Origin of the sequence: Limnohabitans sp. 103DPR2, from assembly GCF_001412575.1 — a bacterium.
Classification (GTDB): domain Bacteria; phylum Pseudomonadota; class Gammaproteobacteria; order Burkholderiales; family Burkholderiaceae_C; genus Limnohabitans_A.
In genome coordinates this window covers 2115844-2135208 of sequence record NZ_CP011834.1, presented here as the reverse complement: position 1 = coordinate 2135208, position 19365 = coordinate 2115844, and the positions used below count along the sequence as shown (strand labels likewise).

Sequence of the window (19365 nt, the reverse complement as noted above, 5' to 3'; positions counted from 1 at the left end):
GCAGGAGACAGAATTCATGACACACGCTTCAAAAATTGCCATCGTGACAGGCGCTGGTTCTGGCATTGGCAAAGCAACGGCGTTGGCTTTGCTGAAAGACGGCTGGTCCGTCGTTTTGGCGGGTCGTCGATTGGCCAACTTGGAAGAGGTGGCGGCAGAAGCCAAAGCGCTCAACGCCAATTACCAAGTGTTGGCAGTTCCGACCGATGTCACGCAAGAAGACTCTGTGGCCAATTTGTTTGCGCAATGCGTGAAAGCATTTGGCCGTGTCGATTTGCTGTTCAACAACGCGGGCGTGAGCACACCGGCCATCCCAATTCATGAACTGAGTTTGGACATGTGGAAAGGGGTGGTCGACACCAACCTGACCGGCATGTTCTTGTGCATTCGTGAGGCTTTCCGTGTGATGAAAGACCAGAAGCCCATGGGCGGTCGCATCATCAACAATGGTTCGATCTCGGCCACCACACCACGCCCGTTCTCCATTGCCTACACCTCCACCAAGCATGCCGTATCTGGCCTCACCAAAACCGCTTCACTCGACGGACGTCAGTACGACATCGCTGTGGGTCAAATTGATGTGGGCAACGCTGCAACCCCCATGGCCATGAAGATGGCCAAAGGTGTGCCACAAGCCAATTTGGAAATCAAAGCAGAGCCCTTGATGGATGTGGCTTTGGTAGGTACTTCCGTGGTGTACATGGCCAGCTTGCCATTGGAAGCCAACGTGATGTTTCACACCGTGATGGCTACCAAGATGCCATTTGCGGGCCGCGGATAAGCGCTGCCAGTTTGCCTGCTGTGAGGGTGGGCAAATTTATTTCATCGGCTACCAGGCCGTGTTCAAACACGGCCGCGCAAGCGGCTTCAAATTCGCTCAGGCCTTGGGCTATGCGCGCGCCCAGTAGGCCTGCCAATACATCGCCTGTGCCGCCAGTTGCCAGGCGCGCATTGCCTGTGAAGTTGACAACAGGTACTTCACCTGATTTGGCGATCACAGTGCCAGAGCCTTTCAGCACCACGGTGCACTTCAGATCATGGGCCAGCGTTTGCGCCGCACTCAGCCGATCGTATTGAACCGAGCCACTGTCTGAGCTTAGCAAGCGAGCGGCTTCAAGTGGGTGAGGTGTGATCACAGTGTGCTTGTTTTGCGTAGCGCGTTGACGCAGCAGTTCACGCAGCCAAGGGTCTTGTGAAATGGCATTCAAAGCATCGGCATCCAGAACCAAGTGCATGCTTTGCTGCAGAACTTGCGGCAACACTTTGCGCACAGTGGCACCGCCACCGCAGCCGCACACAATCACGCCTGAATGCAACTTCAATGCGGAAAATTCGCGCTGCATGATTTCTGCCAAACATGGCCTTGCTTGGTTTGACTTGAGATCGTCCGTCAAATAACAAGCCATCACGCGGCCAGCGCCCGCATGCAGTGCGGCGGAGGCGGCCAGATCGACTGCACCCGTCATGCCCATGCCGCGTACGTCAACTGCTTCACCGCCAATCACAGTCACGTCTCCGAAGCTGCCTTTGTGGCTGGCGTGTTGCCGCTTCACAGGCGTTTGCAAACGGCTGTTCAATTGGGCTGCGGGGTTGAGGCTTTGCTGCAAATCTTCGCAGCCCAAAGTGTCGAGCCAAAGCGTGCCGCATGCATCTCTGCCATGTGCTGTCATGCAACCTGGTTTTGCGGTCAGAAGCTGCAAGGTGTGTTGCGCTTGAATGTCTTGCGGCACCACCTTCGTGTTTTGAAACTGACCTGTGTTGGCATTCAATCCCGAGGGCGTGTCGACAGCCAAAACATCTGCGCCCAATTGGTAGATGCTGTGTATCCAAGAATGCAATGCTTGCTCGGCTTCTAACGTGGCGGCCTCATGTGCCTCCGTTGTGCTTGAACGCAAGCCAATGCCCAGCATGGCATCGATGCACAAGTCATGATGACTGACATCACCCTGTGCTGGCCGTGTTGCTTGAATGGAAATGCCCAATGCTTTGACTTTGCCTAAGGCCAGCGTTGCATCTGACGGTCGCTTTGCTGAAGGCTGCCAAAGCACGACTCGAACTTGTTGCCCCCATTGGTGCAAATGGGTGGCTGCTTCCAAGCCGTCGCCACCGTTGTTGCCGGGACCACAAAAAATCCAAAAGCAGGGCGCGCACGGCTTGATGGCCATGGCCAACTTGGCCACCGACAAGCCCGCTTGTGCCATCAAACTGGGACCGCTGCCAATCCTTGATATGGCCAAGTTTTCAAGCTGGCGTGTTTGCGCCACATCGAACAATGCCAGCGGTTCTTGCCAGTTGAGTTTTTTCAAGCCGTCCTCAATGCGCTTTCAATCGCCAATGAAATGTTCAGCACATCATCGTCTTTCATGGGGCCTTGCCACACCATCAAACTGGTTGGCAATTCGCCGGCATGGTGCATGGGCAGTGACAAGGCGCAACCATCGAGCATGTTGACCACGCTGGTGTTGCGCAGCAACAAGCCGTTGGCGGCAAAAAATGCGTCGTCCCGTTGGGCGCCGGGTGCCACACTGGCCAATGTGGGGCCTTCGATGGGGACAGTTGGGGAGAGCGCTGCATCGACACCGTGGAGTGCCGCTTGCATGCGTGCAATCCAGGTCGCACGGCCTGCTTGCAAATCCAAGTATTCGAAGGCCTTCATGTTGGCGCCTTTCAGAATTCGCGCAGCCACACGGGGGTCGTACTGCGCTTCGCCTTGGGCCAGCAAGTGTCTGTGCCAGGTGTAGCTCTCTGCCGCACTGAAACCGCCCGTGGCCAAAAGCCCAGCCAACTCTTTGATTTCAAGCAGAGGAATTTCAACAATTTGAGCACCCGCTTGAGACAACTTTTGCAAGCTTCGTTCCCAAGCTTTTTGCACGCCGGCTGTCATGCCGTCCAGCATGAGGCTGGTGGGAACGGCCAAACGATAGCTGGAGAGTCCTCGGGAAGCCCGGGCTACTTTGCGGGATGCCAAGATTTCATGCGCCAACACAGCATCTCGCACACTGCGCGTCATTGCGCAGGCAGTGTCCATGGTGGTTGACAAAGGAACGGCGCCCGCAGTGGGCACCAATCGGGCTGTATTTTTAAAACCCACAATGCCATTCAAAGCAGCAGGTATGCGAATGGAGCCGCCCGTGTCAGAGCCCAAACCAATGAAGGCGGCGCCAGTGGCCACAGAAACTGCGGCGCCTGATGACGAGCCGCCTGGCACATGACCTTGACCGTTACTCAGGACAGGCTTGTCTGAAATGGCGTCCCAAGCGGCTGGTGTGCCGAAATGGGGATTGTTGCCAATGCCAGAAAAGGCAAACTCCACCATGTTGGTGCGGCCTAAAAAAGCGCCCCCCGCGTGGTTCATCCGTGCCACAGCAGGGCAGTCAAATGGTGCCGCTGGCGTGCCTTGGAGGACCGTGGAGCCCGCCAAAGTAGGGCTGCCCGCCACATCAAACAGGTCTTTGACCGAGAAAGCCAAGCCTTTGAGTGGGGCATTGACCACGCTGGGTTCCTGCAAAAGCGCTGGAATGGGGCTTGTCTCTAGCGTCAAAAATACTTTGTCACATGCAGAACTTTGAGCCAAGGCTTGGCTTTTTTCCCATTCAGTCAGTGGCGTGGTCTTTTGAGCTGAGATGGCTTCTAGGGTGGCAATCAGGTCTGGGCGCATGGCGTGGGGAGGGTGTGTAAAGAGTGTGAAGGGGCTAGAAAAAGTGGGTTTTGGGATGCTATACTCGACAGGCTTAGCAGGAATTTCCCTGCAAGTAAATCGCAAACCGGCTCCTTCAAGGTGTTGGCTGTTTGCTCAAGGCCCTTTCAGGGTTTTCACAAACAACCGATGTGTGAGCCGGATTTTAGACCCAACCTTCGGAGAAACAATATGTCCGTTACCATGCGCGAAATGCTGGAAGCCGGTGTCCACTTTGGTCACCAAACTCGCTTCTGGAACCCCAAGATGTCCCCCTTCATCTTCGGTCACCGCAACAAAATCCACATCATCAACTTGGAAAAATCGCTGCCGATGTTCCAAGACGCATTGAAGTTCGTCAAACAACTCTCTGCAAACCGCGGTACCGTCCTCATGGTGGGTACAAAGCGTCAAGCCCGTGAAACCGTGGCTGCTGAAGCTCAGCGCGCTGGCGTTCCTTACGTTGACCAACGCTGGTTGGGCGGCATGCTCACGAACTTCAAAACCGTCAAGACTTCCATCAAGCGCTTGAAGGACATGAAAGCTCAACAAGAAGTCGGCCTCGACTCTTTGAGCAAAAAAGAACAACTCATGTTCAAGCGTGAAATCGAGAAGCTTGAAAAAGACATCGGTGGCATTCAAGACATGGCCACATTGCCTGACGCGATTTTCGTGATCGACGTGGGTTACCACAAGATTGCCATTTTGGAAGCCAAGAAATTGGGCATTCCATTGATCGGCGTGGTGGACTCCAACCACTCACCTGAAGGCATCGACTACATCATCCCAGGTAACGACGACTCTTCTAAAGCCGTTACTTTGTACGCTCGTGGCATTGCCGACGCGATCATTGAAGGCCGTGCAAACGCCGTTCAAGACGTGGTGAATGCTGTGGCTGCTGAAGGCGCAGACGAATTTATTGAAGTGCAAGAAGCTTCTGCTTAATGCCCTCTCAACCAGAGAAAAGGGGCTTCTTGCCCCTTTTTTTTAACCTGAGTCTCACTGAGTTTTTATCAATTTTTATTTAGTTCGAACCTTAATTCGAAGACGAAACGGAGAAATCAAATGGCTGCTATTACCGCAAGCATGGTCGCTGAACTGCGCGCTAAAACCGATGCCCCCATGATGGAATGCAAAAAAGCTTTGACCGAAGCCGAAGGCGACATGGCCAAAGCAGAAGAGTTGTTGCGCGTTAAATTGGGTACAAAAGCTGGCAAGGCCGCTTCCCGCGTGACCGCCGAAGGCGTGATCGTTGCCTACACAGAAGGCAACACGGGCGCCATGCTTGAAGTCAACTGCGAAACCGACTTCGTGACCAAAAACGACAGCTTCTTGGCCTTGGCCAATGCCGCTGCCAAGTTGGCCGCATTGCACAATCCAGCCGATGTGGCTGCTTTGGGCGAGTTGCCTTACAGTCAAGACGGCTTCGGTCCTACATTGGAAGAAGTTCGCAAAGGCCTGATCGGCAAGATCGGCGAGAACATGAGCTTCCGTCGCTTCAAGCGCGTGGCCGGTGGCGCCCAAATTGCAACCTACTTGCACGGCACCCGCATTGGTGTGTTGGTCGAGTACGAAGGTAAAGACACAGCCGCCAAAGACGTTGCCATGCACGTTGCCGCTATGAAGCCAGTGGCTTTGACCAGCAACGATGTCCCTGCTGACCTGATCGAAAAAGAGCGTTCAGTGGCAACAGCCAAGGCTGCCGAGTCTGGCAAGCCTGCCGACATCGCAGCCAAAATGATCGAAGGTTCCGTTCAGAAGTATCTGAAAGAAGTGTCTTTGAACAACCAAACTTTCGTGAAAAACGACAAGCAAACTGTTGAGCAAATGCTCAAAGCCGAAGCCACCCAAGTCAAAGCCTTCACTTTGTACGTGGTGGGCGAGGGCATTGAGAAGAAGGTCGACGACTTTGCTGCTGAAGTGGCTGCTCAAGTGGCTGCTGCTCAAAACGCAGGTTAATCTGCCGCTATCAGGGTTAAAACCCGGGTAAACAGGGTCGCCCGAAAGGGCGATTCAACGCTAAACTTAATTCTGTCTTTATGAGGAGCCCGTCATGACCATCGCCAAACCAGCCCATAAGCGTATTTTGCTCAAGCTGTCCGGCGAGGCGTTGATGGGTGATGATCAGTTTGGTATCAACCGCGCCACCATTGTGCGCATGGTTGAAGAAATTGCAGACGTCACGCGCCTGGGTGTCCAGGTCGCTGTGGTGATCGGCGGCGGCAACATCTTCAGGGGTGTGGCCGGTGGCTCTGTCGGTATGGACCGTGCCACTGCGGATTACATGGGCATGTTGGCCACCGTCATGAACGCGTTGGCCTTGGCCGACACCATGGACAAAGCGGGCCTCACTGCGCGCGTCATGTCGGCCATCGCCATTGAGCAGGTCGTCGAGCCCTATGTCCGTCCCAAAGCCCTTCAATATCTTGAAGAAGGCAAGGTGGTCATTTTTGCCGCAGGCACTGGCAATCCATTTTTTACCACCGACACAGCTGCAGCATTGCGCGGCGCAGAAATTGGTGCGGAGTTGGTCCTCAAGGCCACCAAAGTAGACGGTGTTTACACGGCTGATCCGAAAAAAGACGCTGCTGCCACGCGTTACAGCAAGCTTTCGTTTGACGAAGCCATCTCTCAAAACCTCGGCATCATGGACGCAACAGCGTTTGCACTGTGCCGTGACCAAAAATTACCTGTCAAAGTGTTTTCGATTTTCAAGCATGGGGCCCTCAAGCGAGTGGTCATGGGCGAAGACGAGGGCACTTTGGTGTATGCCTAATTCTTGTACCCGCCACTGAACCAGCTTCATTTGGCCCCGGAGAATCTCATGAGCTTAGAAGACATCAAGAAAACCACGCAAACCAAAATGGACCAGTCCATTGCGGCTTTCAAAAACAACCTCACCAAAATTCGCACAGGCCGTGCCAATCCCGCAATTTTGGACACCATCCAAGTGGATTACTACGGCTCTATGGTGCCTTTGTCCCAAGTGGCCAACGTGTCTTTGATTGACTCGCGCACCATCAGTGTTCAGCCCTGGGAAAAAAACATGGGCGCCAAGATTGAAAAAGCCATTCGCGAAAGCGATTTGGGTTTGAATCCTGCCGCCATGGGTGATTTGATTCGTGTACCTATGCCGCCCATGAGCGAAGAGCGTCGCAAGGAAATGACCAAGTTGGTTCGCACCGAAGGCGAAAACGCCAAAATTGCTGTGCGCAATTTGCGCCGCGACGCCAACGAATCCGTGAAAAAGTTGGTCAAAGACAAGCTGGCTTCTGAAGACGAACAAAAACGCTCAGAAGCCGAAGTGCAAAAAGTCACCGACAAGCACATTGCCGAAATCGACCAATTGGTCACAGGCAAAGAACAAGAGATCATGGCCGTTTAAGGCCTTGATAACTGTTCCGATGCATCGAATCATCCCATCTCTCAAGATCATCGGTTGATTCGATGCTCAAGCAACGCATCATCACTGCTTTGGCCTTGCTGGCCGTTTTGTTGCCAGCCTTGTTTGCCGACTCACCTCAGCCTTTTTTGCTTCTGTCCATCCTCATGATTGGGGCTGGCGCTTGGGAGTGGGGCAACATGAATGGCATGTCCAGTCGCCAGGCCATTCTCTCGGGCGTCATCTGTGTTGACCTGTGCGTTTTTGCATGGTGGGCCGGTTGGACCACCAGCACGGATGCGTGGGTATGGTGGATGGCGGGTGCCAGTTGGGTCGGCTTAACGGCTTGGATGCTTCAGCGGGGTGTTCAAGGTTGGGCCTTGTGGCATCGCGATTTGCGTTGGCTTCTGGGGCTGTTCATGCTTTGGTTAGCTTGGCTCGCCATGGCGCAAGCCCGCACAGCCAGTGTTCAATTGCTTTTGTCTATTTTTTGTGTGGTGTGGGCTGCGGATGTGTTCGCATATTTCTGCGGCAAAGCTTTAGGGGGACGCATCATCCATCGCAAATTGGCCCCGACGGTCAGCCCTGGCAAAAGTTGGGAAGGCGCCATCGGTGGTTTGTTGGGTGTATTTGTGCTGGCGTGGGTGTGGATGCAACTTGAGCAAACCTATCAATGGCCGGGTACCAGCTTGTTCACACACATGATGACGCACGGTGTTTTCTTGTGGGCACTCAGTTTGATTTTCATCACCACCATGAGTGTGGTGGGTGATCTTGTTGAGTCTCTGGTCAAGCGCAGTGCCGGTGTGAAAGACAGTTCCAATTTATTGCCTGGCCATGGTGGTGTCCTCGACCGCTTGGATGCCTTGCTGCCTAGCTTGCCCATTGCCCTCATGTTGCTTCACTGGCCAACTGCATAAACTGCACTCGCGTTATGAAACAAAACATCACCATCTTGGGTTCTACCGGTTCGATTGGCGCCAACACTTTAGATGTGTTGTCACGTCATCTTGATCGATACCAGGTTTTTGCGCTGACAGCTTCTGTTCAAGTAGATGCCATCCTTGCGCAATGCGTTCAATACAAACCGCGCTATGCCGTGATGGCGCAAGAAAGCGCGGGTCGCTTGCTTGCAGACCGCGTCAAGGCCGAAGGTTTGTCTGTTGAAGTTTTGTGGGGTGCGCAAGCGCTGGACACGGTGGCTTCGCATCCAGATGTCCATGCCGTCATGGCCGCCATTGTGGGCGCTGCAGGTTTGTCTCCCTGCTTGGCTGCAGCAAACGCAGGCAAGCGTCTGTTGCTGGCCAACAAAGAGGCGTTGGTGGTGGGGGGTGAAGTTTTCTTGAGCGCCGTCAAAAAAGGCGATGCTGTTTTGTTGCCCATTGACAGCGAGCACTCTGCCGTCTTTCAGTCCTTGCCCGAAAATCCTTCAACCTGGGCCGATCGGATTGAGCAAATTATTCTGACTGCGTCGGGTGGTCCCTTCAGAACCAGGGATGTCTCAAGCCTGCGCGATGTCACACCAGAAGAAGCTTGTGCCCACCCCAACTGGGTGATGGGTCGCAAAATATCGGTCGACTCTGCCACCATGATGAACAAGGCACTCGAAGTGATCGAGGCGCGCTATTTGTTTGGTGTAGCGCCCGAGCAATTGAATGTGGTGATTCATCCCCAAAGCATCATTCATTCGATGGTGAAGTACAAAGACACGTCCGTGGTGGCGCAATTGGGCACACCCGACATGCGCGTTCCCATTGCCTATGGCCTCAGTTGGCCAGAGCGCATCACATCAGGTGCGCAAGGTTTGGATTTTCACAACCTCAAGCCAATGACCTTTGAAGCCATTGATGACCATGGCCACGAAGCACGCTTTCCGGGTTTGAAATTGGCATGGCAATCTTTGAAGGCTGCTCCGGGCACCTGCGCTGTCCTCAATGCAGCCAATGAAATTGCGGTAGAGGCATTTCTCAACAAGCAAATCAGGTTTGATCAAATCCACCAAGTCAACATGGAAACATTGGCCAAGGTGGTGCCCTCATCGCCCCAAAGCTTGAGTGACCTTTTAGCGCTAGATGCGCTCAGCCGTGCGCAAGCCGTCGAGCTGGTTGGCCGCATCGGTGTAGCCTGAAAATCTTTTTGAATTTACGGCGCTCGTGCTCACGCTTTTAGCTTTTTTGTTTGCACTGACACTGCTCATTGCAGTGCATGAATATGGCCATTACCGCATGGCGGTGGCCTTTGGTGTGCCTGTACTGGTTTTCTCAATAGGCTTTGGCCACACCCTTTACCGCTGGCGTCCCCAAAATCAGAAGCCAGGTCAAAACACAGAATTTCGAATTGGCGCCTTGCCCTTGGGTGGTTTCGTTCAGATGTTGGACAGCAGAGAGGGTGATGTGCCTTCTTCACAACTTGCCTTGGCCTTTGATCGTCAGAGCGTCAAGGCGCGGGCATGCATCGTGGCGGCCGGGCCATTGGCCAATTTATTGTTGGCCGTTGTCTTGTTCAGTGCGTTGGCTTGGTGGGGTCACCCCAAAATTCTGCCCATCATCGGCCGAGTTGAGGCAGGTGCTCCCGCCGATTTGGCCGGTTTGCAGGCGGGTGATCGCGTCTTGAAGGTGGGTTTGCAAGAGGTCAAGGATGCCCAACATCTAAGGGCTTTGATTCGAGGGGACGCTGACCCGCAGGATGACGTCAAAGAAACCGAGAAAGGCTCAATCCAAGACGCAATCTGGGAAATTGACCGACAGGGGCAGCGCCTGTCCTTGGCCGTCAAACCCGTGCTGAAGGCATTGCCTGGTCAGCCTGAAGCCAGTGCGGTCAAACGAATTGGGGCGGTTGTCGGCGTTCCCTCCGACACAGAATGGGTCAAAGCTGGTTTTTGGGAGGGCTGGGTACAAGGTTTTGGGCAAGTTGCTCAAATTACGCAAATGACGGGCCAAATGATCGGTCAAATGCTCATCGGAGAGGCCTCTTCGAAGCATCTCAGCGGTCCTTTAACCATCGCCGAGCAGGCTGGGCAGTCGGCTCAAAGGGGGTGGCCTTCTTATGTGAGCTTTTTGGCCCTGATCAGTGTCAGTTTGGGTTTGCTCAATCTCCTGCCTTTGCCCATGTTGGACGGGGGTCACCTGATGTATTATCTTTGGGAGTCACTCACCGGCAAGCCGGTTTCCGTTGCTTGGCAGCGGGGTTTGCAGAAAGTGGGTTTGGCTTTATTGATTGGCGTCATGAGCTTGGCGTTTTTCAATGACCTGACACGACTCTTTACTTAATTCAAACGCATGAACTTTCTCCCTCAACAGTTTCGCTTGCAGCCTTTGTGTGTCCTCATTGCAGCGGCACTTGGCAGCATGTCCGCTTGGGCCATTGAGCCCTTCAAATTGAAAGACATTCGCGTCGAAGGTTTGCAGCGCATTGAGTCTGGTACCGTTTTCGCCTCGTTGCCTTTTCGTGTTGGCGATCTTTACAACGATGAGTCTGGTGCGGCTGCCATTCGCGCCTTGTTTGCTTTGGGGTTGTTCAAAGATGTGCGTCTCGATGCACAAGGCGATGTGCTGGTGGTCATTGTGGAAGAGCGTCCCTCTATTTCTGAAGTCGAGTGGGTGGGCCTCAAAGAGTTTGACAAAGACGTGTTGGTCAAAGCGCTGAAAGAAGTGGGCATTTCTGAAGGTCGTCCCTTTGACAAAGCACTTGCAGACAAAGCCGAACAAGAACTCAAGCGTCAGTACATTACTCGCAGTTTGTACGGCGCTGAGGTTGTCACCACGGTCACCCCTGTAGAGCGCAATCGCGTCAAGCTCACCTTCACAGTGACGGAAGGTGGACCTTCCAAGATCAAAGAAATTCGCATCACAGGCAACCAAGCTTTCACGGAAGACACGCTGAAAGACCAGTTCAATTTGGATGTCGGAGGGTGGCTGAGTTGGTACACCAAATCAGACCGTTACTCACGCACCAAGCTCAATGCCGATTTGGAAACCTTGCGCTCTTATTATTTAAGCCGCGGGTTTTTAGAATTTCGCATCGACTCGACGCAGGTCGCCATTTCGCCTGACAAGCAAGACATCTCCATTGCCATCAACGTCACTGAAGGTGAGCGTTTTGTCGTGTCTGGCGTGAAGCTTGAAGGCAACTACTTAGGCAAGGACGATGAGTTCAAGGCTCTGGTCAAAATTGGATTGGGTCAGCCCTACAACGCAGAAACAGTGGCTGAAACCACCAAAGCCTTTACCGATTATTTCGGTAAGTTTGGTTTTGCATTTGCACGCGTTGATGTGCGTCCTGAAATCGATCGACTCAACAACCGTGTCAGTTTCGTCTTGCAGGCAGAGCCTTCACGCCGTGCATATGTGCGCCGCATCAATGTGGCAGGCAACAACCGCACACGCGATGAAGTCATTCGCCGAGAGTTCCGTCAATTGGAGTCGGCTTGGTACGACGGTGACAAAATCAAGTTGTCGCGCGACCGTGTCGACCGCTTGGGCTTTTTCACCGAAGTCAACATTGACACACAAGAGGTGCCGGCCACCACCGATCAAGTTGATTTGACCATCAATGTGGTCGAGAAACCCACGGGCAGTGTGACGCTGGGTGCCGGCTTTTCCTCCACCGAAAAAGTGGCTTTGAGCTTCGGTATTCGCCAAGAAAATGCGTTTGGATCTGGTAATTATTTGGCCACAGAGATCAATACCAGCAAGTACAACCGAACCATTGTGATCAGTACCACCGACCCGTACTACACGCCTGAAGGTATATCAAGAACCATTGACGTTTTTCACCGCACCACGCGACCTTACTTGGGCGATTTGAACGCCTACAGTTTGGTCAGTTCTGGCGCTGGCATGCGCTTCGGTGTGCCGTTCAGTGAAATTGACACCGTGTACTTTGGCGCAAACCTAGAGCAGACGTCCATTCGTCCAGGAACCAACTTGCCCAATGCCTATGTGGAATACATGCAGCAGTTTGGCTACACCAGCAATTCCTTGCCATTGACCGTTGGTTGGGCAAGGGATGGCCGAGACAGTGCTTTGGTGCCAACGCGTGGCATGTTGCAGCGATTCAATTCTGATTTGAGCATGGCAGGCGATGCCCGTTATGTACGAACCAATTATCAAATTCAGCAGTACACGCCGCTGACTAAAAAGTATACTTTAGCACTCAATGCCGATTTGGGCTGGGGTCAAGGGCTGTCCAACAGACCTTATCCCTTGTTTAAAAACTACTTTGTAGGTGGCTTGGGCAGTGTCCGTGGCTTCCAGCAATCAACATTGGGACCTTCGGACAGCACCAACAGCTTGTATTTGGGCGGACCCAAGAAAATTGTCATGAATGCAGAATTGTTGGCACCATTCCCTGGTGCTGGCAACGACCGTACTTTGAGATTATTTGCCTTTACCGACGTCGGCCGAGCCTTTGGCGAGAATGAAAAAATCAGCCTTTCCGAGCTCAGATCCTCCTACGGCGTTGGCTTGAGCTGGATTTCGCCCATGGGTCCTCTGCGCTTTTCCTATGCCATGCCAATGCGACGCCAGGTTACGGATAAAATCCAGAGATTGCAATTCCAAATTGGAACTTCTTTTTAATGAAAACACTTCGCCATTTCTCACAAGTCTGTTTGTTGGCTCTCGGCGCTTTGGGCGCCACTGCCGCCAGCGCACAGGAATTCAAAATTGGTTTTGTGAACACCGATCGCATTTTCCGCGAAGCCAGCACGGCCAAAAATGCCCAAGCCAAGTTGGAGCAAGAATTTGCCAAGCGCGAAAAAGACTTGGTGGATTTGGGCAACACCATCAAAACAGCTTCAGACAAGTTTGAGCGCGAAGCCCCCACTTTGTCCGAAACGCAGCGCAACACGCGCCAAAAACAGTTGATGGACCAAGACCGAGAGTTCCAGCGCAAGCGTCGTGAGTTCCAAGAAGACTTGAACACGCGCAAGAACGAAGAGCAGCAAGTTGTGATTGAACGCGCTAACCGCGCTGTAAAGCAAGTTGCCGAAGCAGAAAAATACGATGTGATTTTTCAAGAGGCCGTTTACATCAATCCCAAGCACGACATCACTGACAAAGTCATCAAGTCACTCAACGCAACCGCTGGCAAGTAATTGCTGAGCGCATTGGACCTGTGTTGTGCTGCAGCTTGGTGAAATTGTTGAAGCTTTAGGCGGCAGCCTTCACGGCAGTCCACAAACTCCCATTGCGCAACTGGCCCCGCTAGAAACAGCGGGTCCTCGTGACCTGAGTTTCCTCAGTCACCCCAAATACCAATCCCATTTGAAGCAGTCCCAAGCGGCCTGTGTCATCGTCACACCTCAATTCAAGGAATTGGCCCTTGAGCGCGGTGCATGCATTGTTTCGGACGATCCATACTTTTACTTTGCACGATTGACGCAACTTTGGAAAAAGAAAACCAGGCCAGTCCCTGCGCATCGAATTCATCCCAGTGCCGTCATTGACCCCACAGCCTTTGTTCACGAGACGGCCATCATCGGTCCTTTGTGTGTTGTAGAGCAGGGCGCCAAAGTGGGCGCGCATACGCAACTCAAATCCAGAGTCACACTGGGCGAAAATTGCCAAATTGGTGAACGTTGCATTGTTCACGCTGGTGTGGTCATTGGCGCCGATGGTTTTGGTTTTGCCTTGCATCAAGGTGCTTGGGAAAAAATTGAACAGCTTGGTGCAGTCACGATTGGCAACGATGTCGAAATCGGTGCCAACACCTGCATTGACCGTGGTGCATTGCAAGACACGGTCATTGAAGACGGTGTCAAGCTCGACAACCTCATTCAAATTGGCCACAACGTTCACATTGGCAAACACACAGCCATGGCTGGCTGTGTGGGTGTGGCGGGCAGCGCGCGCATTGGTGCCCACTGCACCGTGGGTGGCGGTGCCATTATTTTGGGTCACTTGAGTTTGGCAGACGGTGTGCACATTTCTGCCGCTTCCGTCGTCACGCGCTCTATTCAAAAACCTGGTCAATACACCGGCCTGTTTCCCATCGATGACAATGCATCCTGGGAAAAAAATGCAGCCAGCCTCAAGCAATTGCATCAACTTCGCGACCGTATCAAAGCGCTTGAGGCGCATCGCCCTCAGCCTCCCATTTCAGGAAAATCATCATGATGGACATTTATCAAATTCTCAAACAATTGCCACACCGGTTTCCCATTTTGTTGGTTGATCGCGTCTTGGAAATTGAGAAGGGCGTGCGCATCAAGGCATTGAAAAATGTCTCCGTCAACGAGCCTTATTTCACGGGCCACTTTCCCTCACGCCCTGTCATGCCTGGCGTATTGATGCTGGAGGCCTTGGCGCAAGCCGCGGCTTTGTTGGCCTTTGACACCATGGGCGAAACACCTGACGAAAATACCGTGTACTACTTTGCGGGCATTGATGGCGCGCGTTTCAAGCGTCCCGTCGAGCCAGGCGATCAACTGATTTTGGAAGTCGAATTGGACCGCATGAAAGCGGGCATTTTCAAATTCAAAGCGCGCGCCAAAGTGGGTGAAGAGATTGCGGTAGAAGCCGAGTTGATGTGCACCATGCGCAAGGTTGCTTAATTTCAGAAGCCTATGACCACCGTGTCTCGCATTCACCCAACCGCCATCATTGACCCCTCGGCCCAACTGGACAGCAGTGTCACGGTAGGCCCTTACACGGTCATCGGTCCACATGTTCGCGTTGATGCTGGCACCACCATCGCCAGTCACTGCGTGATTGAAGGCCACACCACCATTGGCAAAGACAACAAAATTTTTCAGTTCAACTCTTTGGGCGCTGTGCCGCAAGATAAAAAATATGCGGGTGAGCCCTGTGAGTTGATCATCGGTGACCGCAATTCCATTCGGGAATTTTGCACCTTCAACATTGGGTCACCCGGCGATACAGGTGTCACCAAGTTGGGCAATGACAACTGGATCATGGCTTACGTGCATTTGGCACACGACTGTGTGGTGGGTAATCACACCATTTTTGCCAACAGCTCTCAACTGGCAGGCCATGTGCATGTTGACGATTGGGTGATCTTGGGCGGCTTTACGGTCGTGCATCAATTTTGCAGATTGGGTGCCCACAGTTTCACGGCCATGCATTCATTGCTCTTTGCCGACTTGCCGCCCTTTGTGATGGCGCAGGGTCAACCTGCACAAGCACGCTCCATGAACTTTGAAGGCTTGCGCCGTCGCGGTTTTTCTGCAGAGAGGATTTCTGCGGTCAAGGCCATGCACAAAAGCCTTTATCGGCAGCAACTCACTTTGTCGCAAGCACAAACAGAAATTGAGTTGCTCACTCAAAAATACCCAGAAGCCAAGGCCGACGTCGACATGATGCTCAGCTTCTTGCAAGCCACATCGCCCGAGCGCGGCATTGTGAGATAACAGGTGCAACACTTGCCAATTGTTTCGCTTTCAAAAGCCCCTGATGGGGCTTTTTCCATGGCCATGGTGGCCGGCGAAACTTCGGGCGATCTTTTGGCGGGCTTGATGATGCAGGGTATTCGCGCGCAATGGCCCGATGCCAACTTGTATGGCATTGGGGGACCCAGAATGCAAGCGCAAGGCTTTCATGCTTTGTGGCCTTCGGAGAAATTGGCAGTGCGCGGCTATGTCGAGGTGTTGCGTCACTATCGCGAAATTGTGGGCATTCGCAATCAACTCAAAGCACAACTTTTGGCCAAACCACCCGAAGTGTTTGTGGGTGTCGATGCACCCGATTTCAATCTCGACTTAGAGCGCGATTTGAAACAATCCGGCATTCCCACCGTGCATTTTGTCTGCCCCTCCATTTGGGCCTGGCGTGCCGAGCGGATTGAAAAAATCAAACAAAGCGTGGACCATGTGCTTTGCATATTTCCATTTGAAACGCAATTGCTGCATCAACATGGCATTGCGGCCACGTATGTCGGACATCCCTTGGCGCAGGCCATTCCCATGCATGTGGACATGCTCAAGGCCAGACGCGAATTGAACCTGGACCCAGAGCGTCCGGTTGTGGCCCTGTTGCCTGGCAGCCGTGAATCTGAAATTACGTACCTGGCCGAGCGGTTTTTTCTAACGGCCCAATTGCTGGCTCAGCAGCAACCGCAATTGCAATTTGTGCTGCCCGCGATGCCTTCTATGATGGCTCGCATTGAGAACCTGCGCGATCAAGTCGGTGCCTCACAGGTTCAGATCTTGAAGGGACAGTCGCATGCTGCATTGGCCGCTTGTGATGTCACGCTCATTGCCAGTGGAACCGCCACCCTTGAAGCGGCGCTCTTCAAAAAACCCATGGTCATTGCGTACAACATGAACTGGCTCAGTTGGCAAATGATGAAGCGCAAAAAGCTCCAGCCATGGGTGGGCTTGCCCAATATCTTGGCGCAAGAAATTTGTGTGCCTGAGCTTTTGCAAGAACAGGCCACACCCCTCAACATGTCGAATGCCGTATTGGATTGGCTGCGCTCGCCCGAGAAAGCCCAAGCCTTGGCACGTCGTTTTGAAACCCTGCACGCATCTTTGTTGCGTGACACCCCTACATTGGCCGCCCATGCGATCCAAACGCTTGTCAAAGCCTGAGCAAGTCAGCTTGGCTTGGGATGTCCCTGGCTTGTTGGCTGGCGTGGACGAGGCTGGGCGCGGTCCCTTGGCTGGCCCTGTGGTGGCTGCCGCGGTGATCTTGGATGAGCTCAAACCCATCAAAGGCTTGGCCGACTCCAAAAAATTAACGGCCAAGACACGGGAGCGCTTGTTCGATGAAATTCGAGCCAAGGCTTTGTGCTTTGCCATTGCTGAAGCCAGTGTCGAAGAAATTGACACCCTGAATATTTTGCAAGCGACGATGTTGGCCATGCAAAGGGCTGTAGAGGCATTGAGGTTAAAACCAACTCTGGTGTATGTAGATGGCAACCGCCTGCCTATTTTGGACGTACGCGCCGAGGCCATCGTGAAGGGTGATGAAAAGGTGCAAGAAATTTCTGCGGCCTCCATTTTGGCCAAGGTCCACCGCGATCGACTGTGCGACGACATGCACAGCCAGTTTCCAGAATACGGCTTTGATGCCCACAAGGGATACGGCACCGCGGTTCATTTGAAGGCACTCCAAACTTGGGGTGCAACCCCTTTTCACCGCAAAACTTTTGCACCCGTGACGCAAGTGCTGCAAGCATCGCCAAAATCATGAAACTGATTACTTCGCGGGACAATCCCCGTCTGAAAACCATTCGCCGTTTGGCACAAGACTCGCAAGCCTATCGCAAGCTGGGTTTGGTGTGGATGGAAGGCGACCATTTGTGCAGAGCTGCTTTGTCACGAGGTGTCAAACCCGAGCTGGCTGTTTTTTCAGAAGCCATCTGGCAAGCCTCAGAGTTTGAGTGGGCCCAGTGTGCAGAAGAAGTTTGGGTGGTACCTGACGATCTGTTTTCGGGCTTGAGTGCGCTGGAGTCGCCCTCCAAAATGGGCTTTTTAATGACGTTGCCATCAACTCCTGATTTAGACCCACAAGCCGCCACGGTGGTTTTGGATCGGCTTCAAGATGCGGGCAATGTGGGGGCCATTTTGCGCAGTGCCTCCGCTTTTGGCTTCAAACAAGTCGTGGCCATTAAAGGGTCGGCAGGTTTGTGGTCGTCTAAAGTACTGCGCGCAGGCATGGGCGCGCATTTTGGAATGGGGCTAATCGAATCAGCCAGTTTGGACGACTTGAAAGGTCTGCAGGTTCCTTTGTTGGGAACCGATGTGCATGAAGGTCCTTTTTTGCATGAATTGATTCAACAGGGCAAGCTGCCAAGGCGGTGTGCATGGGTGATGGGCCACGAGGGGCAGGGGGTTTCACCAGAGCTGATGGCGCTTGTTGCCCTAAAGGTTCGCATCGCACAGCCTGGCGGGGAAGAGTCCCTGAACGTGGCCACAGCGGCGGCCATTTGTTTGCATGCCAGTGCCACCTCTAATTGACGGATTTTGATCCGACCAGTTCAGCCGCCTAAATTGAAAAAATCGATGGTTGAGCCGGCGGTCTTGCAAAGAGACACGGCTATAATGAGAGGCTTTCCCGCATCAACCTGTACGCACCCGCTCACAACAAGCCATTTCCCTTCAAAAGCAGCCAAAAAGTGAACCTTTTAAGGTGAATCTTGCGCGTGCTGGGGCGTACCCGAACCATACCGGAGAACCCAGTGCTTTTGTCTCTTCAGGGAACCTTCCCCTTAGCCATTTTGGCGCTTGCAGACGGCACAGTCTTTGTCGGCAATTCCATTGGAGCTCCTGGCTCCACTGTTGGTGAGGTGGTTTTCAATACCTCCCTCACAGGCTATCAAGAAATCCTCACAGACCCCAGCTACTGCCAGCAGATCGTGACCCTCACGTATCCGCACATTGGCAACTACGGCGTCAACCCCGAGGATGTCGAATCCGACAAAGTCCATGCTGCTGGCCTGATCATCAAAGATCTGCCCATGGTCGCAAGCAATTTCCGCTCAACCGAAACGCTCTCGGCCTACTTGTCACGCAGTGGCACTGTGGCCATCGCCAACATTGATACCCGCAAACTCACGCGGCTCTTGCGCACCAAGGGTGCCCAAAATGGCGCCATTGTGGCTTTGGCTGCAGGTCAGGCTGTCACGCCCGAACTCACGGCTCAAGCTGTGCAAGCTGCCAAAGCAGCACCTGCCATGGCAGGCTTGGACTTGGCCCAAAAGGTCAGCGTTTCAGCTTCCTACGCTTGGACCGAGTCCGAGTGGAAGTTGGGCAGTGGTTATGGCCAACAAACTGCCCCGCGTTTCCACGTGGTGGCTTACGACTTTGGCGTCAAGAAAAACATCTTGCGCATGCTGGCCGAGCGTGGCTGCAAAGTCACTGTGGTGCCGGCCAAAACGCCCGCCGCTGAAGTGCTCAAGCACAAGCCCGATGGCATCTTCTTGTCCAACGGCCCAGGCGATCCAGAGCCTTGCGACTACGCCATTGCTGCAGCCAAAGAATTGATCGAAACCGGCATTCCTACTTTTGGAATTTGCTTGGGTCACCAAATCATGGCCTTGGCCAGCGGTGCCAAAACTTTCAAAATGAAGTTTGGTCACCACGGTGCTAACCATCCGGTCAAAGACCTCGACTCGGGTCGTGTGTCCATCACCAGCCAAAACCACGGCTTTGCCGTGGACGAAAAGTCTTTGCCCTCTAACTTGCGTGCGACGCACGTGTCTTTGTTCGACGGCACACTGCAAGGTTTGGCCCGCACCGACAAACCCGCGTTTTGTTTCCAAGGTCACCCCGAGGCCTCACCGGGTCCTCATGACATTGCTTATCTCTTCGATCGCTTCATCAACTTGATGGAGACCAAATAAC

The 19365-nt window shown here is 53.3% G+C and carries 19 protein-coding genes; 17 read left to right on the top strand and 2 right to left on the bottom strand.

All coding sequences use genetic code 11. The features are described from left to right. The first annotated feature begins 16 nt into the window (after positions 1-16). Positions 17-781 carry an SDR family oxidoreductase gene (locus L103DPR2_RS10270; protein WP_055361008.1) on the top strand — a complete coding sequence of 255 codons (765 nt, stop codon included), beginning with the start codon at positions 17-19 and terminating at the stop codon, positions 779-781. Here L103DPR2_RS10270 and L103DPR2_RS10265 read toward each other — a convergent pair. Continuing rightward, positions 750-2306: a bifunctional ADP-dependent NAD(P)H-hydrate dehydratase/NAD(P)H-hydrate epimerase gene (locus tag L103DPR2_RS10265; RefSeq protein WP_055361007.1), complete on the bottom strand. Its 1557-nt coding sequence runs from the start codon at positions 2304-2306 to the stop codon at positions 750-752. The two genes, L103DPR2_RS10270 and L103DPR2_RS10265, sit on opposite strands and share 32 nt — an antisense overlap. Further along, on the bottom strand, positions 2303-3658 hold the full coding sequence (locus L103DPR2_RS10260; RefSeq protein ID WP_055361006.1) for an amidase: 1356 nt from the start codon (positions 3656-3658) through the stop codon (positions 2303-2305). The genes L103DPR2_RS10265 and L103DPR2_RS10260 overlap by 4 nt, the downstream gene beginning before the upstream one ends. A gap of 210 nt (positions 3659-3868) precedes the next feature. Here L103DPR2_RS10260 and rpsB point away from each other — a divergent pair, with 210 nt between their 5' ends. The 16 genes from rpsB (at position 3869) to carA (ending at position 19364) form a co-directional block, all read left to right on the top strand. Further along, positions 3869-4621: a 30S ribosomal protein S2 gene (gene rpsB, locus L103DPR2_RS10255; RefSeq protein ID WP_055361005.1), complete on the top strand. Its 753-nt coding sequence runs from the start codon at positions 3869-3871 to the stop codon at positions 4619-4621. A gap of 120 nt (positions 4622-4741) precedes the next feature. Continuing rightward, positions 4742-5635 (top strand): translation elongation factor Ts, encoded by an 894-nt coding sequence (gene tsf, locus L103DPR2_RS10250; protein ID WP_055361004.1) that lies wholly within the window; start codon positions 4742-4744, stop codon positions 5633-5635. 94 nt (positions 5636-5729) lie between these two features. Next, complete coding sequence (gene pyrH, locus L103DPR2_RS10245; RefSeq protein ID WP_055361003.1) at positions 5730-6452, top strand: UMP kinase; 723 nt, start codon at positions 5730-5732, stop codon at positions 6450-6452. A gap of 48 nt (positions 6453-6500) precedes the next feature. Further along, on the top strand, positions 6501-7061 hold the full coding sequence (frr, locus tag L103DPR2_RS10240) for a ribosome recycling factor (protein ID WP_055361002.1): 561 nt from the start codon (positions 6501-6503) through the stop codon (positions 7059-7061). Positions 7062-7123: 62 nt separating this feature from the next. Next, the gene (locus L103DPR2_RS10235) at positions 7124-7978 is read left to right on the top strand and encodes a phosphatidate cytidylyltransferase (RefSeq protein WP_055361001.1); all 855 of its coding nucleotides are present in this window, start codon (positions 7124-7126) and stop codon (positions 7976-7978) included. 14 nt (positions 7979-7992) lie between these two features. Next, positions 7993-9186, top strand: a complete 1194-nt coding sequence (gene ispC / locus L103DPR2_RS10230; RefSeq protein WP_055361000.1) for a 1-deoxy-D-xylulose-5-phosphate reductoisomerase — start codon at positions 7993-7995, stop codon at positions 9184-9186. Between the two features lie 25 nt (positions 9187-9211). Next, positions 9212-10327 (top strand): M50 family metallopeptidase, encoded by a 1116-nt coding sequence (locus L103DPR2_RS10225; protein ID WP_055360999.1) that lies wholly within the window; start codon positions 9212-9214, stop codon positions 10325-10327. A 9-nt stretch (positions 10328-10336) separates the two neighbouring features. Next, a complete protein-coding gene (gene bamA, locus L103DPR2_RS10220) occupies positions 10337-12637 on the top strand; it encodes an outer membrane protein assembly factor BamA (RefSeq protein WP_082466786.1) in 2301 nt (766 codons plus the stop codon). Further along, a complete protein-coding gene (locus tag L103DPR2_RS10215; protein ID WP_055360998.1) occupies positions 12637-13155 on the top strand; it encodes an OmpH family outer membrane protein in 519 nt (172 codons plus the stop codon). Before bamA ends, L103DPR2_RS10215 begins: the two co-directional genes overlap by 1 nt. 25 nt (positions 13156-13180) lie before the next feature. Continuing rightward, entirely contained in the window at positions 13181-14176 is a 996-nt protein-coding gene (gene lpxD, locus L103DPR2_RS10210) for a UDP-3-O-(3-hydroxymyristoyl)glucosamine N-acyltransferase (protein WP_055360997.1), read from the top strand. Continuing rightward, positions 14173-14613, top strand: coding sequence for a 3-hydroxyacyl-ACP dehydratase FabZ (fabZ, locus tag L103DPR2_RS10205; RefSeq protein ID WP_055360996.1), 441 nt, complete (start codon positions 14173-14175; stop codon positions 14611-14613). Before lpxD ends, fabZ begins: the two co-directional genes overlap by 4 nt. Positions 14614-14625: 12 nt before the next feature. Continuing rightward, positions 14626-15429, top strand: a complete 804-nt coding sequence (lpxA, locus tag L103DPR2_RS10200) for an acyl-ACP--UDP-N-acetylglucosamine O-acyltransferase (RefSeq protein ID WP_055360995.1) — start codon at positions 14626-14628, stop codon at positions 15427-15429. Between the two features lie 63 nt (positions 15430-15492). Beyond that, positions 15493-16608: a lipid-A-disaccharide synthase gene (lpxB, locus tag L103DPR2_RS10195; protein WP_055361976.1), complete on the top strand. Its 1116-nt coding sequence runs from the start codon at positions 15493-15495 to the stop codon at positions 16606-16608. Beyond that, positions 16580-17212 (top strand): ribonuclease HII, encoded by a 633-nt coding sequence (gene rnhB, locus L103DPR2_RS10190; protein ID WP_055360994.1) that lies wholly within the window; start codon positions 16580-16582, stop codon positions 17210-17212. The genes lpxB and rnhB overlap by 29 nt, the downstream gene beginning before the upstream one ends. After that, entirely contained in the window at positions 17209-17979 is a 771-nt protein-coding gene (locus L103DPR2_RS10185; RefSeq protein WP_055360993.1) for a TrmH family RNA methyltransferase, read from the top strand. Before rnhB ends, L103DPR2_RS10185 begins: the two co-directional genes overlap by 4 nt. Positions 17980-18200: 221 nt before the next feature. Continuing rightward, on the top strand, positions 18201-19364 hold the full coding sequence (carA, locus tag L103DPR2_RS10180) for a glutamine-hydrolyzing carbamoyl-phosphate synthase small subunit (RefSeq protein ID WP_197274868.1): 1164 nt from the start codon (positions 18201-18203) through the stop codon (positions 19362-19364). Position 19365 lies beyond the last annotated feature (1 nt).